11 protein-coding genes and 1 pseudogene are annotated in these 13,467 nt (G+C 65.5%); 5 read left to right on the top strand and 7 right to left on the bottom strand.

Features of this window, described 5'->3' with window-relative positions:
* Window positions 1-4 precede the first annotated feature (4 nt).
* Both TQ38_RS03105 and TQ38_RS03100 read right to left on the bottom strand, forming a co-directional pair.
* Window positions 5-814, bottom strand: a complete 810-nt coding sequence (locus tag TQ38_RS03105) for an SDR family NAD(P)-dependent oxidoreductase (RefSeq protein ID WP_043980419.1) — start codon at window positions 812-814, stop codon at window positions 5-7.
* Window positions 815-846: 32 nt separating this feature from the next.
* Window positions 847-1,611, bottom strand: a complete 765-nt coding sequence (locus tag TQ38_RS03100; protein ID WP_043980418.1) for an SDR family oxidoreductase — start codon at window positions 1,609-1,611, stop codon at window positions 847-849.
* A gap of 264 nt (window positions 1,612-1,875) precedes the next feature.
* Here TQ38_RS03100 and TQ38_RS03095 point away from each other — a divergent pair, with 264 nt between their 5' ends.
* A complete protein-coding gene (locus tag TQ38_RS03095) occupies window positions 1,876-4,101 on the top strand; it encodes a tetratricopeptide repeat protein (protein WP_052506021.1) in 2,226 nt (741 codons plus the stop codon).
* Between the two features lie 18 nt (window positions 4,102-4,119).
* Here the strand turns inward: TQ38_RS03095 and TQ38_RS03090 are convergent, their stop codons facing one another.
* Both TQ38_RS03090 and TQ38_RS03085 read right to left on the bottom strand, forming a co-directional pair.
* Window positions 4,120-4,944 (bottom strand): class I mannose-6-phosphate isomerase, encoded by an 825-nt coding sequence (locus TQ38_RS03090; RefSeq protein ID WP_043980416.1) that lies wholly within the window; start codon window positions 4,942-4,944, stop codon window positions 4,120-4,122.
* Window positions 4,941-5,984 carry a mannose-1-phosphate guanylyltransferase gene (locus tag TQ38_RS03085; protein WP_043980414.1) on the bottom strand — a complete coding sequence of 348 codons (1,044 nt, stop codon included), beginning with the start codon at window positions 5,982-5,984 and terminating at the stop codon, window positions 4,941-4,943. Before TQ38_RS03085 ends, TQ38_RS03090 begins: the two co-directional genes overlap by 4 nt.
* A gap of 526 nt (window positions 5,985-6,510) precedes the next feature.
* Between TQ38_RS03085 and TQ38_RS03080 the strand changes: the two are divergent.
* A pseudogene (locus tag TQ38_RS03080) lies at window positions 6,511-7,065 on the top strand (NAD-dependent epimerase/dehydratase family protein); the annotation flags it as partial.
* Between the two features lie 34 nt (window positions 7,066-7,099).
* Here the strand turns inward: TQ38_RS03080 and TQ38_RS03075 are convergent.
* From TQ38_RS03075 to TQ38_RS03065, 3 genes are all read right to left on the bottom strand, one after another.
* Window positions 7,100-7,681, bottom strand: coding sequence for a Smr/MutS family protein (locus TQ38_RS03075; protein WP_043980412.1), 582 nt, complete (start codon window positions 7,679-7,681; stop codon window positions 7,100-7,102).
* Complete coding sequence (locus TQ38_RS03070; protein WP_370059794.1) at window positions 7,678-8,856, bottom strand: murein transglycosylase A; 1,179 nt, start codon at window positions 8,854-8,856, stop codon at window positions 7,678-7,680. Before TQ38_RS03070 ends, TQ38_RS03075 begins: the two co-directional genes overlap by 4 nt.
* 189 nt (window positions 8,857-9,045) lie before the next feature.
* A complete protein-coding gene (locus TQ38_RS03065; RefSeq protein WP_043980409.1) occupies window positions 9,046-9,747 on the bottom strand; it encodes a Tim44/TimA family putative adaptor protein in 702 nt (233 codons plus the stop codon).
* A gap of 360 nt (window positions 9,748-10,107) precedes the next feature.
* On the opposite strand from TQ38_RS03065, the gene secB reads away from it, so the two are divergent.
* From secB to trpS, 3 genes are all read left to right on the top strand, one after another.
* On the top strand, window positions 10,108-10,623 hold the full coding sequence (gene secB, locus TQ38_RS03060) for a protein-export chaperone SecB (protein ID WP_043980624.1): 516 nt from the start codon (window positions 10,108-10,110) through the stop codon (window positions 10,621-10,623).
* A gap of 184 nt (window positions 10,624-10,807) precedes the next feature.
* Complete coding sequence (murJ, locus tag TQ38_RS03055; protein ID WP_043980407.1) at window positions 10,808-12,376, top strand: murein biosynthesis integral membrane protein MurJ; 1,569 nt, start codon at window positions 10,808-10,810, stop codon at window positions 12,374-12,376.
* 53 nt (window positions 12,377-12,429) lie between these two features.
* A complete protein-coding gene (gene trpS / locus TQ38_RS03050) occupies window positions 12,430-13,464 on the top strand; it encodes a tryptophan--tRNA ligase (protein ID WP_043980405.1) in 1,035 nt (344 codons plus the stop codon).
* The last annotated feature ends 3 nt before the right edge of the window (window positions 13,465-13,467 follow it).

Below are 13,467 nucleotides of genomic sequence, written 5' to 3'. Positions count from 1 at the left end.
TCCCTCACGCCGCGTCGGTATTGACGCTGACGATGCCCGGACGCTCCGCGCCCATTCCCGAAAAGCCGATCGAATAGCCCCCGTCCACCGGCAGGATCACGCCGGTGATATAGGCAGCCTCGTCGCTTGCCAGGAACAGTGCGGCATTGGCGATGTCCTGCGCATAACCCCAGCGCCCCATCGGGATGCCGGCCAGCGTGGGGAACCCCTCAGGCGGGACATCGTGCGTCTTGGAGGCTTCGACGAGGCCGGTCCACATGGTACCGGGGGCCACTGCGTTCACCCGGATGTTCTGGTCCGAATAATCAAGCGCGGCCACCTTGGTCAGCTGGTGCACCCCGGCCTTGGCCGAGCTGTAGACCCCGTGATGCTTCCAGCCGATCACGGCCGAGGCCGAGCTGGTATTGACGATAGCCCCGCCGCCGGTCCTGAGCATCGCCTCGATGCCGTATTTCATGCAGAGGAAAACACCGCGGATGTTGGTGGCATGGACTTTGTCCCAAAGCTCCACCGGCTGCTTGTGCAGTGCCGCCATGCCGCCGCCGAAACCGGCATTGTTGCACAGCACGTCGAGCCGCCCGAAACGGGTCTCGGCGGCGGCGATCATCGCCTGGACCTGCGCTTCGTCGGAAACGTCGCAGTGCAGCGCGATCACATCGCCGCCGAGCGCGGCGGCCACTTCGTCCTGCTGGCCCGAAATATCGGTGAGAACCAGCCTCGCTCCCTGCGCATGGAACAGCTGCGCCATCGCCTTGCCCATGCCTGAACCTGCGCCGGTGATGACGCAGACCTTGTCCTGAAGCCTTCCGGCCATTGTCCTGCTCCCGTTGGTATTCGCGTTGATGTTCAGGCGGAGGTATCGGTCGTCGGCCTGACGGTGATCTCCGAAATGTTGGTGCGGCGCGGCATCGACAGGATGAAGACGATGGCCTCGCCGATGTCGCGCGGCTTGACCGCGCCTTCCTTGCCGACGTGGGCCTTGATCGCGGTGCGCCAGTTCGGGTCGACGATGTTGTCTCCCACCTCGGTCTCGGTGGCGCCCGGCATCAGCGTGGTGACGCGGATGTTCTTGCCGCCCAGTTCCTGACGGATGCCATCGGTGAACGAATTGGCGGCATGCTTGCTGGCCGAATAGGCACTGGTCATCGGTCCACCCTTGCGGCCCGCGAGCGAGGAGATCGTGATGATATCGCCCTCGCCCTGTTTCAACATGTGGGGCACCGCCGCCGCGCAGGTGTAGACGGTGCCCATCAGGTTGATATCGATGACGCGGCGGTAAAGGTCGGTGTCGCAGTTCTCGATACCGCCCGCCTGCATCACTCCGGCCGAATTGATCAGGATGTCGATCGCGCCCAGCGCGGTGACGGTTTCCTCCACCGCGCGCTTTGCGTCATCCTCGATCATCATGTCGCCGGGGATCGCCAGAGCCTTGCCGCCCGCAGCCTCGATCGTGGCGACCAGTCCCGCCAGCCTGTCGGCGCGGCGGGCAGAGAGCGCGACGCTGGCGCCTGCCTGCGCCAAACACAGCGCCGCAGCTTCGCCGATGCCAGACGAGGCCCCGGTGACCAGCGCGACTTTTCCGGCAAGGGGCCCCTGATTGTGCGACGTCATCTCCGGCAAGCTCCCGCATTTTTATCTCGGCCCTGACGGCCCGATCCTATGCGTTGGCTGACAATCCCGGGGGGCATAGTCAATAAATATTGCTGAACACCTGTTCTAATCGCTCCAGCGAGATCACGGTATCGAGCACTTCCATAGCCATGATCGGTCGGTTCGCCCGTCACGTCGGCCGCATAAGAAGTTTCCCTCAGCGCCTCGCTCACCCGTTCTGCACCCTGTTTGTCTATCCGCAGGGAGATCGAAGCGGAGAAGGACATGAGCGGACTGGAAAGCCTCCTTATCAAGGCCAGGAGCTTTACAAAGCGCGGCGACGCCGAGGCCGCGCGCGCGCTTTACCACGAGGTGCTGGGCCGCCATCCCCGCAACGCTCGCGCCATCGCTGCCCTCAAGGCGCTGGACGAGCCGGGCGATACCCCGGCGCAGATTGCCTTCGACCGCATGGTCGCCGCTTTCAACGCCGGCCGCATGATCGAGGCGGCGGCCTGCGGACAGGCTCTCTCGGACAAGCACCCCCATGCCCACGGCGTCCATAATCTGCTGGGTGCCGCCCTGCTGGAACTGGATAGCCACGCCGAGGCGGAAGCCGCCTTTTGCCGCGCCATCGCCGCCGATCCGCACGGCGACGCCGGCTACAACAACCTCGCCATCGCGCTGCGCCGCCAAGGGCGAATGGACGAAGCCGAGGCTGTCTACCGTGACGTCATCGCCCGTGCGCCCGGCTATGCCGACGCGCCCTACAACCTTGCCAACCTGCTGGAACAGGCCGAGCGTCTGGACGAAGCAGCGCAGTGGCTGGAGACGGCGGCCGCGTGCGATCCCGGCCATGTCGAGGCACACTACAACCTCGGCAACCTCCGGGCCCGGCAGGGATACCGCGATGAAGCGATCGCCTGCTTCGCCGCCGCTGCCACATTGAAATCAGACCACACCGACGCGCACAATAATATGGGCGCCCAGCTTCTTGCCGCCCAGCGCGCCGACGACGCCATCGCCGCCTTCGACCGCGCATTGGTCGCCAATCCGCGCAACGTTCAGGCCATGGTCAATCGCGGCAAGGCGCTCGTCCTCAAAGGCGAACGGCCCGCCGCCATCGCCGCCTTCCGCGGCGCCTTGGCGCTGGACCCGCAGGACAAGTCCGCCCGGCTCCAGGCCCTGTTCGAGGAAGCACACCTTTGCGACTGGCACGCCCGCCACGAATATGCCCTGACCCAAGGCCCGGATGCCGCCGCCGTGCAGCCCTTCGCCTCGCTTCCCTTCCTGGACGATCCCGCCCATCAACTCCGCCGCTCGCAGGCATGCGCGGCCAGGATGTTCCCGGACGTTTCGCCAAGCCTGCCCGATCCCGCCCCTTCGCCGGACGGCCGCATCCGCATCGGCTATTTCTCCGCCGACTTCCACGATCACGCCACGATGCACCTGATGGCCGGTTTCTTCCGCACGCATGACCGCGCCCGCTTCGAGGTCCGTCTCTACAGCTACGGCCCGCGCCGAGAGACTGACGCAGCGCGCATCGCCTTGCGCCAGCAGGCAGACGCCTTCACCGAGATCGGCCCGATGCGCGACAAGGACCTAGTCGCGCTCGCCCGCACCGACGCTCTCGACATCGCGGTGGACCTCAAGGGTTACACGCTGGGCACCCGCACCCGCCTGTTCGGCCAGCGCCTCGCCCCGGTGCAGGTCAGCTGGATGGGCTATCCGGGAACGTCGGGCCACCCGGCCATCGACTACTTCATCGCCGACCACGTTACCGTGCCGGCAGGCGCGGAAGCCTTCTTCAGCGAAAAGGTCGTGCGCCTTGCTCACTGCTACCAGGCCAACGACGATGCCCGCACAATTGCCGCCGACACGCGGGGCCGCGCCGGGTGGGGCCTGCCGGCGAAAGGCTTCGTCTTCGCCAGCTTCAACCAGAGCTACAAGATTTCCCCCGCCGAATGGGGCATCTGGATGGACCTGCTCCGCGGCGCCGAGGGCAGTGTCCTGTGGCTGCTCGACACCGGAGCGGATACCCGGCGAAACCTGTGCCGTGAGGCTCAGATGCGCGGCATTGCCCCCGCACGGCTGATCTTCGCACCGCCCATCCCCCACGCCGAACACCTCGGAAGGCTGGCGCACGCAGACCTCTTCCTGGATACCTTCGCAGTCAACGCCCACACTACGGCAAGCGATGCGCTATGGGCAGGCCTGCCGGTACTGACACTGGCCGGACGCCAATTTGCCGCCCGCGTCGCAGCGAGCCTTGTCCAGGCAGCAGGGCTTCCAGAGCTGGCTGTAGAAAGCAAAGCCGCCTACGCCGCAGCCGCGCTGACACTGGCCAATGACGCAGACCGCCTGGGAAATTTACGCGCACGCCTGGCCGAAAACCTCAAATCCCATCCGTTGTTCGACACCGCCGGCTACACGCGCAGGGTCGAAGCCGCCTTCAGCGAAATGCACCGCCGGCGGCTGGCGGGCCTCGCGCCAGAGCATTTCGATGTGGAGTGAACTAAAGCCGGATAGAAGTTAGCCTGCACAGCCCCTGGCGAGCAGACAGCTACCGTTATCCGCAAAGCGCACGTCGGCAAGGCTGGTGGCGATGGCGCAGGCGCCCGGCGCGATAGCCTCGCCGCCGACTTCGACCACACCCTCGCGCGGGATCACCAGCAGCGCCGCCGGATAGCGCGCGGCGACCGCGGGTGAAGGGGCGCCTGCAACGTGATCGAGCAGGAACAGCGGGCCGTCCACCAATTGCTGCGATCCGTGCGGGGCCACGGTCTTGTGCCACCGGTCCAGCGCGTACCGCTCGCCCTTCGATACCGCCACGCCGTCATCCAGATGCAGTTCGCGCGGGCGGCCATAGTCGTAGAGGCGGTACGTGATGTCGCTGTTCTGCTGCACCTCGATCAGGCCCACCCCCGCGCCGATGGCGTGGACGGTGTTGGCCGGGATGTAGAAGAAATCGCCGGGCGTAACCGCGTGCCAGGTCAGCAGGTGTTCGATCGAACCATCGAGCGCGGCTGCGCGCATCGCCGCTTCGTCCAGATCGCTGTCAAAGCCGATGCCCAGTTTCGCCCCCGGCTCGGCGGTGATGATGAGCCAGCACTCTTCCTTGCCCTGACGCCCGATGCCCTTGGCGATCGTCTGCGCGTCGGACGGATGAACCTGCACCGACAGCGCTTCGCTGGTGAAGATGTACTTCACCAGAAAATCCGGCAGAGCGGCGGGCGGCTCGAACCAGATCTCACCGATGCGGATGCCTTCAGGCGCCGTGAATGGCGCGGGCAGCACGTCCTTGCCCCAAGGCTTTTCGACCTGGCGGGTCGGCAGCGCCGCGCGCGCCGCGCTCACTGGTTTACAGCCCCTGACAGCTTGCCGACCTTCTGCACGCCCGCGGCCGTGGTAATCATGATATCGTCGCCGTCGACGACAACGATCACGTCCTCCAGCCCGATCACCGAAACACGCGGACCATCGCTGTCGACCAGTACATTGCGGCAGTCGACCAGTTCGGCCGCGCCTGCGCCGCGCACCGAATTGCCGCTCTCGTCGCTCGGCAGCGCCTCATAGAGTGCGTGCCAGTTGCCGATGTCCGACCAGTTCATGTCGGCAGGCACCATCGCGGCGCGTGCGGTGTTTTCCATCACCGCATAATCGACCGAATCGCTGGGCACTGCGGCGAAGGCTTCGGCATCGGGATGGAAGCGCTGGCCATCCTCGCTACCCTTGGCGACTGCTGCGGCCACGCCGGCGGCGATCTGCGGACGGTGCGCTTCCAATTCGGCCAGGAAGTCCTTGACGCGGAATGCGAAGATGCCGCCATTCCAGGCATAGATGCCCTCGGCGAGGAATGCCTTCGCGCGTTCCAGGTCCGGCTTCTCGACGAACTGGGCGGTACGAAAGGCGGTGTCTGAAATCGCCTCGCCGCGCTTGAGATAGCCGAAGCCGGTCTCAGGCGCGGTCGCCTCGATGCCGAACGAAACCAGCCAGCCCTCCTGCGCCAGATCGGCCGCCGCGCAGGCCGCCACGGCGAAAGCATCCGCGTTGCCGATGTGGTGGTCGCTGGGGCACACCAGCATCACCGCGTCCTCGGGCAGACGGCAGGCGGCAAGCGCGATGGCAGCGGCGGTATTGCGCGCGGAAGGCTCGACGATGACCTGCGCGCCGTCGATGATACCAAGCTGCGCTTCGACATGGGCAAGATGCTGGCGCCCCGTCACCACGACCGGCGGCGCGAAGCCGCCGGTGGCCGGGCACCTCGCCAACGCCGCTTCGAACAGGGTATTGTCCCCGACCAGAGGCAGGAATGGCTTGGGCATCGAGGCCCGGCTGCGCGGCCAGAGGCGCGTGCCGCTGCCTCCGCAAAGGATCACGGGAACGATGGTGGGCATGAAGTCTTTCGCTCGTCAGGTGACGCTTGAGATGCGACCGGTCATAAACCCTGCTTGCTGCGATGCAACGTTACACAACTCAAAAAAAATAGATCAAGATATTCCTAGATTGATCCTGTTTTATACTAACGTTCTGAAACAAAACAAAATAATTTGGTTCGGCTATATCAACGATCAATACCTACGGTTCCAAGGCCAGCAACCTTCCGACGCACGCAAAAAACGCAGTAGCCGATCTAGAAAAATGGGATGCGCGAGGTTGACTAGCCTAAATCTGCTTTCAAATGCCAAGACATCCAATCACCCCGTCACAACTGAAATCCTACATTAACGACATATTTTACAACAAATTACGGTATATTCAAATAACTCGCTTTTAATTAACTAACACCCAAAACCACAAATCAAAGTTTGCTTCTTTTTACACTAGCCATAAATTTTAATTCGGTGCGAACGGCGAGGAAAACGTATCGCGCTCCTTTCCCAGATTACATAATTACACCAGGCGTCCGTCATCTCCGTATAAATGACCGAGTTCATGCTGGCCGATGTCGGCAAGGCGCATGATTTCAACTTTTGTGCGCTGCGTTATTTCAACGTCGCGGGTGCCGATCCGCAGAGCCGCACCGGGCAGTCGACGGCGGGCGCCACTCACCTCATCAAGGTCGCGGTTGAGGCCGCATTGGGCAAGCGCAGCCATGTCGGCGTGTTCGGCACCGATTTCGATACGCCCGACGGCACCGGCGTGCGGGACTATATCCATGTCTCGGACCTCGCCAATGCGCATGTCCTGGCGCTTGAGGCGTTGATTGCCGAGCCGGCACGCTCGCTGACGATGAACTGTGGGTACGGGCGCGGGTTCTCGGTGCTGGAAGTGCTCGATGCGGTGGACCGCGTGACCAACCAGAAGATCGACCGCCGTCTCGAAGGGCGCCGCGCGGGCGATCCCGATGCGCTGATCTCCGACAACAGCCGGATCAAGGCGACCATCCCCTGGGTGCCGCGCTACGCCGACCTGCCCACTATCGTGGAACATGCCCTCGCCTGGGAACGCAAGCTGGGCGAACTGCAGAAGGTATGAACAGGCCATAGGGCGGCGCCTTCGCGGCGCACCCTTACCGCCGCTTCTTCAGCACCACGTAAATCGCGCCCTGTCCGCCGTGCCGGCGATGCGCGCCGCGAATCGCCACGATGTCGGAGGCGTGGTCGCTGGCCGAGAGCCAGTCACTGACTTTCGCGCGAATCGCCCCGCGCGCCGTGCCCCGGTCCGCAGCATCGACCGGGCGCGACTTGCCGGTGACGATCAGCACCACCCGCGCGCCCATCGCCCGCGCCTGGGTCAATCCATGCATCAGGCGCGTATAGGCCTGGTCGAGCGTGGCGCCGTGCAGGTCGAGGCTGAAATCGGGCATCAGTGTGCCCTTGGTGATGCGCTTGTCCCACGAACCGTCGAGATGGGCCTGGGTCTCGGCTTTCGGCTTTGGGGGGACGGGTCTGGGCGCCAGCGGCGGCGGGACGCGGCCTTTGACTTTGCGAACAGGAAGCGGGGGCGGCGGCGCTTCGGCTACCGTGCGGGTCGCCTCGGCAATCGCCACCGCAGACGCTGGGCGGCGCTTTTCGAGCGGCTTGACCGTCCGCGCGACTTGCGCCCAAATCTCTGTTTCCTCGGCCGTGAGGCGGCGGCCCGGACGTCTCATCGCACGCCGAGCCGCGCCAGCGTTCCCTTCGGGACGAAGATCAGCGCACTGCCGCGCCCGCTCATGCCGCCGGCGGTGGTCCGCGCCTGCGCGCCCGCACCCCAGAAGGTGTCGAAGCGGTTGGCGCCCTTGATCGCGCCGCCGGTGTCCTGTGCGATCCACATGCCGTTCGCCTCGCGCCGGTCGAGATCGAGCCAGACCGGGGCGCCAAGCGGCACGAAGCGCGGATCGGCGGCAACCGAGCTGCCGCTGCGCACCGGCACGTTCAGCGCGCCCAGCGGTCCATCGCCGTCGAGGATCTTGAAGAAGACCCACGAACGGTTCTGCTCCATCAACGCGCGGCCTTCTGCGGGGCGTTCGCGAAGGTATTGCATGATGCCCTGCATCGAGCCGGAATATTGCCCCGGGCCGGAACCGATGAGGCCCCGCTCCCGCATGACGCCGCCGATGCCGGTATAAGGCAGGCCGTTCTGCCCGGCATAGCCGATGCGCGTAACGGTGCCGTCAGGCGCGATCAGGCGGCCCGAGCCTTGGACCTGGAGGAAGAAGAACTCGACCGGATCGGCGGCCCAGGCGATCTCCAGGCCCTGCCCGGCAAGCGCGCCGGCATCGATCTGCGCGCGGTCGTAGTACGGGGTGAAGGCCCCGCCAGCACCGTAGCGGCCCAGCGGCATCCGCCCGTCCTTGAGCGGCGCGGCATCGCCGGCCCGGGCGCGGACAAGGTCGGCCGGCATCGCATAGACCGGCGCAGCGTAGCCCGGCAGGGGACTGCGCGAACCGGCGATCTCGGGTTCGTAGTAGCCGGTGGCATAGGCATTGCCATCGCCGACCTGTGCCGTCTCGAAATAGCTGACGAAGAACGCGGCAGGCGAGCCCGGCCCCCAGTTCGCGGCTGCGGTGCAGGCCTGGCGCCAGTCGTCCGGGCGGGTGAGGCCGCTGCCATCGGTGCGCGAGGTCAGGCGCGGGCAGCTTTCGCGGAACGAGGCCAGCGCGCCGGCGGCATCGGCAGTGCTCATCGGCAACGCGGAAACGGCGCGTCCCGCCCTGACGCCAAGCGCCGCCGCATTCGGGGCCGCCGGGGCCGTGCTGCCCGGACCCGGCCGGACCGGCGGGCGGGTCACGCCCGGGCCGCCGGTAGTGGGAACAACGGCGCCGCAGGCCGCCAGCGCCGCCATCAGGCCCGCGCCAAGCAAGCCCTTCAGACCGGTGCGCGCAAAGCCCTTGAAGGCCGGCATTTTCGAAACCGGCCGCTCAGCCGAATTGTCCCCCTGCCGCACTATCGCACTCTTTCACAAAACAAAGCCCCGCGCCTGTAGGCACGGGGCATTTTCAGGTACGACTGGATATCACCGCTCAGGCGGGGATCAACCTTCGTCGGTCTCTTCCAGCAGCCAGTCGGGATCGGGCGAGTTCACCGCGCGGCCAAACGTCCAGATGTCGATCGCTTCGATGGCATCGTCCAGCGAACCGGCGATCACCACGCCCTCGGCGCTGCGGGTAACCGCGGCGATGTCGGCGCGGAAACGCAGACCGATGCGGGCATAGCCATTATCGACGCCGGCAGTGACGAACGTGCATTCCTCAATACGGATGAGGCGGTTGTCGAGCGTTTCGCCCGCTTCGATGCGGGCATCGATGGCTGCGGCGAAACCGGCATAGACATCACCGTCGCAAAGCTGGCGCAGTTCGGCCTTGTCGCCCTTCCAGAAGGCTTCGAGGATCATGCGGTACGCGCTGCGGGCGCCTTCCATGAAAGCACCGGCATCGAAACGGCGATCAGCCTGCGCGATTTCGGCAAGACCGCGCTCCACCGCCGACGAAGCCAGCGGCATTTCGCGAAGGCCATGACCCTGCTGCGCACGGCTGCGAGCATCGTCCCGGCCATCGCCGCGCTGTTCGGTGCGGGGAGGCGCAGGCACACGCGGTGCGCCCGGCTGGCCCTGGCGGCCTTCGAAGCGCCCCTGGATCGGCTCTTCCTCATGCTCGGCCCGGCGGCCAAGCACGGAATAAAGCCGCAGTCCAAGGAAGGCTGCGATCATGGCCAGGATCACTATTTCCGGTGTCACGTCCCTAAATCCATCCCTTCTGTCCGCACTGCCTGCCCGCTGAATGCCGGAAACGACATTCGGGCCTGGCGGCGATGGCTCCGGCCCGCTGCGGGTCGAGCCTCCGTGGGGAGACTCCAGCTGCATAAGCCTTAGCGCTCCAACATAGCCCCAGATAGGTAGACTTTACAAATGAACAACGCGTGAGCGGGCCATTCGGGGCATTTTTCCGCCGGATCGAACCGTTAACGCTCACCCGTCGAACCCTATCGGGACGTAGTTGTACAATTTTCCGCAAGCTCAGGTGTTCCACGAACCGGCAAAATGTTTTAGGCGCGCCTTCGGATTTCATTGTCAGATTTCATTTGGGAAGACACCGCGATGGCCGACGAAGGCAACATCATTTCCGACCTGGACCTGGGTAACGGCGAAGACACCGCCCCTGCGGCCGGCATTATCTCGCAGTACGTCAAGGATCTCTCGGTCGAGAATCCGAACGCCCCGGAGAGCTTCTCCTGGCAGGACGCACCGCAGGTCGACGTGCAGTTCAACATCGGCGCACGCGCGATCGAGGGCGAAGTTCACGAAGTCGAGCTGAAGATCACCTGCGCCTCGCGCAACGAGGCAGGCACCGCCTTCGCCGTGGAACTGAGCTACTGCGCGCTCGTGGGCATGCGCAACATCGACGAGCAGCAGGCCCACGCCTTCCTGTTCGCCGAAGCCCCGCGCATCCTGTTCCCCTTCGCGCGCCGCGTGATCGCCGATGCCGTGCGCGATGCCGGCTTCGCGCCGCTCATGCTTGAGCCGATCGACTTCAACGGCCTTTACGTGCAGCAGCTCCAGTCGCAGGCCCAGTCGGTCGAAGCCGGCATGGGTGAGCCGGCCGGCCACGCCTGAGCCAGCGCTTTCCAATCGATAGCCGCTCGCCCTTCCCCGCAGGAGGGGCGAGCGGTTCGATTTTACCGCGTGACAACCCGTTCGTTCCCGGCAAAGCCGGCATACGTGAGCGTAATAGCCAGGTGCCCCGGCTTTGCGCGGCACGAGCGGGAGATGGTGCCCTGAACGAGTTGGCTGCGATCCTATGAACCTCGCCAAGGCCCTCGCCAGCGTCGGCGGACTGACCCTGGCCAGCCGCGTGCTGGGCCTCGTGCGCGACAGTCTGTTCGCACGGTACGTCGGCGCCGGCTTCGCCTCCGACGCCTTCCTCATCGCCTTCCGGCTGCCCAACATGTTCCGCGCCCTGTTCGCGGAAGGCGCCTTCGCATCGGCCTTCATCCCGATGTTCAACAAGAAGGTCGGCAACACCGAAGGACCCGGCCTGCCCGCCGGCATCGCCTTTGCCGAACAGGCGCTGTCGGTGCTGCTGCCGGTGCTGATCGTCATGACCGTGGCGCTGGAAATCTTCGCCTGGCCAGTGACGTTCCTGCTTTCCGGCGGCTTCAACGACGTCAGCCACGAACAGTTCGCCTTTGCCGTCACGCTCAGCCGGATGACCATCCCCTACCTGATGCTCATCAGCCTGGTCTCGCTGCTGGGCGGTATCCTCAATTCGTTGAGCAAGTTCTGGGTCAATGCCGCCGCGCCGATCCTGCTTAACCTCACGCTGATCGCGGCGCTGCTGGGCTTTCATTCCGACGACCCGCTGATTACCGCCCGCAACCAGGCGATCGGTGTCTCCGTCTCGGGCGCGCTGCAGCTTGCCTGGCTGGTTCTGGCCTGCCGCGCCAACGGTGTTTCGATGCGCCTGCGCCTGCCGGTGTGGAACGCCGACGTGAAGCAGCTGCTGAAACTGATCCTGCCTGCCGCAGCCGGGGCCGGCGCGGTGCAGATCAACCTCGTCATCTCCACCGCGCTGGCCGCCTATCTGCTCCCCCACGGCTCGGTCACCTATATCTACATGGCCGACCGGCTGAACCAGCTGCCGCTGGGCCTGATCGGCATCGGCCTTGGCACCGTGCTGCTCCCTACGATCTCGCGCCAGCTTGGCGCCGGGCAGGAGGGCGCGGCGATGGAGACGCAGAACCGCGGGCTGGAACTGGCGCTGCTGCTGACCCTGCCCGCCGCCGCCGCCCTGATCGTATGCGGCGGACCGATCGCGGCCGCGCTGTTCGGCTATGGCAAGTTCGATGCCGCCGATGTCACCTTCACCGCGCAGGCGCTGGCGGCCTTTTCGATCGGCCTGCCCAGCTACATCCTCGTCAAGGTGCTGACGCCGGGCTTCTATGCGCGGCAGGATACGCGCACCCCGGTGCGCTATGCGATGATCTCGATGGCGGTGAACCTGGCGGGCAACCTCATCCTGATCGTGCCGCTGCAGCATATGGGCCCGCCGCTGGCGACCGCGATCGCCTCCACCGTCAACGTCGCCATGCTGTATTTCGCGCTGGTGAAGCGCGGCCATTTCACGCTCGATGCCCGCCTGCGCCGCCGCGCCCCGCGCCTGGCACTGGCTGCCATTGCGATGGGCGTGGCGCTGTGGTTCGGGCAAAGCCTGGTGATGCCTTACGTCCACGGCACATGGCTTGTGCGCGGGCTGGCACTGGCGGTGCTGGTGTCCTCGGGCTGCCTCGTCTATGGGCTCGCCACGGTGGTTTCGGGTGCCTTCACCCGCGACGACCTCAGGCTCCTGCGGCGGCGACGCCCGGCGTAGACACCAGGCGCCTTACCTTTCGAAACCTGACCCATCGGCAAACGGGAATTTCCATGCGTATCCTCTCCGGCATCCAGCCTACCGGCAACCTGCACCTCGGCAATTACCTGGGCGCGATCCGCAACTGGGTGGCGATGCAGGACCGGGTCAGCGCAGAAGGCGGCGAGTGCCTGTACTTCCTTGCCGACCTCCACGCGATCTCGATGCCGCATGTTCCCGCCGACCTTGCCGCCAACACGCGCGAGATGGTCGCGGCCCTGGTCGCCTGCGGCATCGACCCCGACCGCTCGATCCTGTTCAACCAGGCGCAGGTTCCGCAGCACGCCGAGCTGCAGTGGCTGCTGAACGGCACAGCCCGCATGGGCTGGCTGAACCGCATGACCCAGTGGAAGGACAAGGCGGGCAAGAACCGCGAAGGCGCCAGCGTCGCCCTGTTCACCTACCCGGTGCTGCAGGCCGCCGACGTGCTGCTGTACCAGTCCACCCACGTCCCCGTGGGCGAGGACCAGAAGCAGCACCTCGAACTGGCCCGCGACGTGGCGCAGAAGTTCAACAACGACTTCGCGCCGAGGGACGAGGACGGCGAAATCGTGCCCGTGTTCACCCTGCCCGAGCCCTTCATTCCGCCCGAAGCGGCGCGGATCATGTCGCTGCGCGAAGGCACCGCGAAGATGAGCAAGTCGGACCCGTCCGAGATGAGCCGCATCAACATGACCGACAGCGCCGACACGATCGTCCAGAAGATCAAGAAGGCCAAGACCGACCCCGAGCCCCTGCCTTCGGAAAAGGCAGGCCTGGAAGGCCGCGCCGAGGCCAAGAACCTCGTGGCGATCTACGCGGTCATGTCGGGGAATACCGTGGACGGCATCCTGGCCGATTTCGGCGGCGAAGGCTTCGGCAAGTTCAAGCCGGCGCTCGCCGACCTGCTGGTCGAAAAGCTCGCCCCGATCAACGCGCGCTTCGTGGAACTGCGCGAGGATACCGCCGCACTCGACGCGATCCTGCGCAAGGGCGCCGAAAAGGCCCGCGCGCTGGCGATCCCGACGCTGAACAAGGCCTACGACGCGCTGGGCCTCGTACGCGGCTAGGCT

The sequence above is a fragment of the Novosphingobium sp. P6W genome (genome assembly GCF_000876675.2).
Classification (GTDB): domain Bacteria; phylum Pseudomonadota; class Alphaproteobacteria; order Sphingomonadales; family Sphingomonadaceae; genus Novosphingobium.
This window is presented reverse-complemented; position numbering and strand designations above follow the sequence as displayed.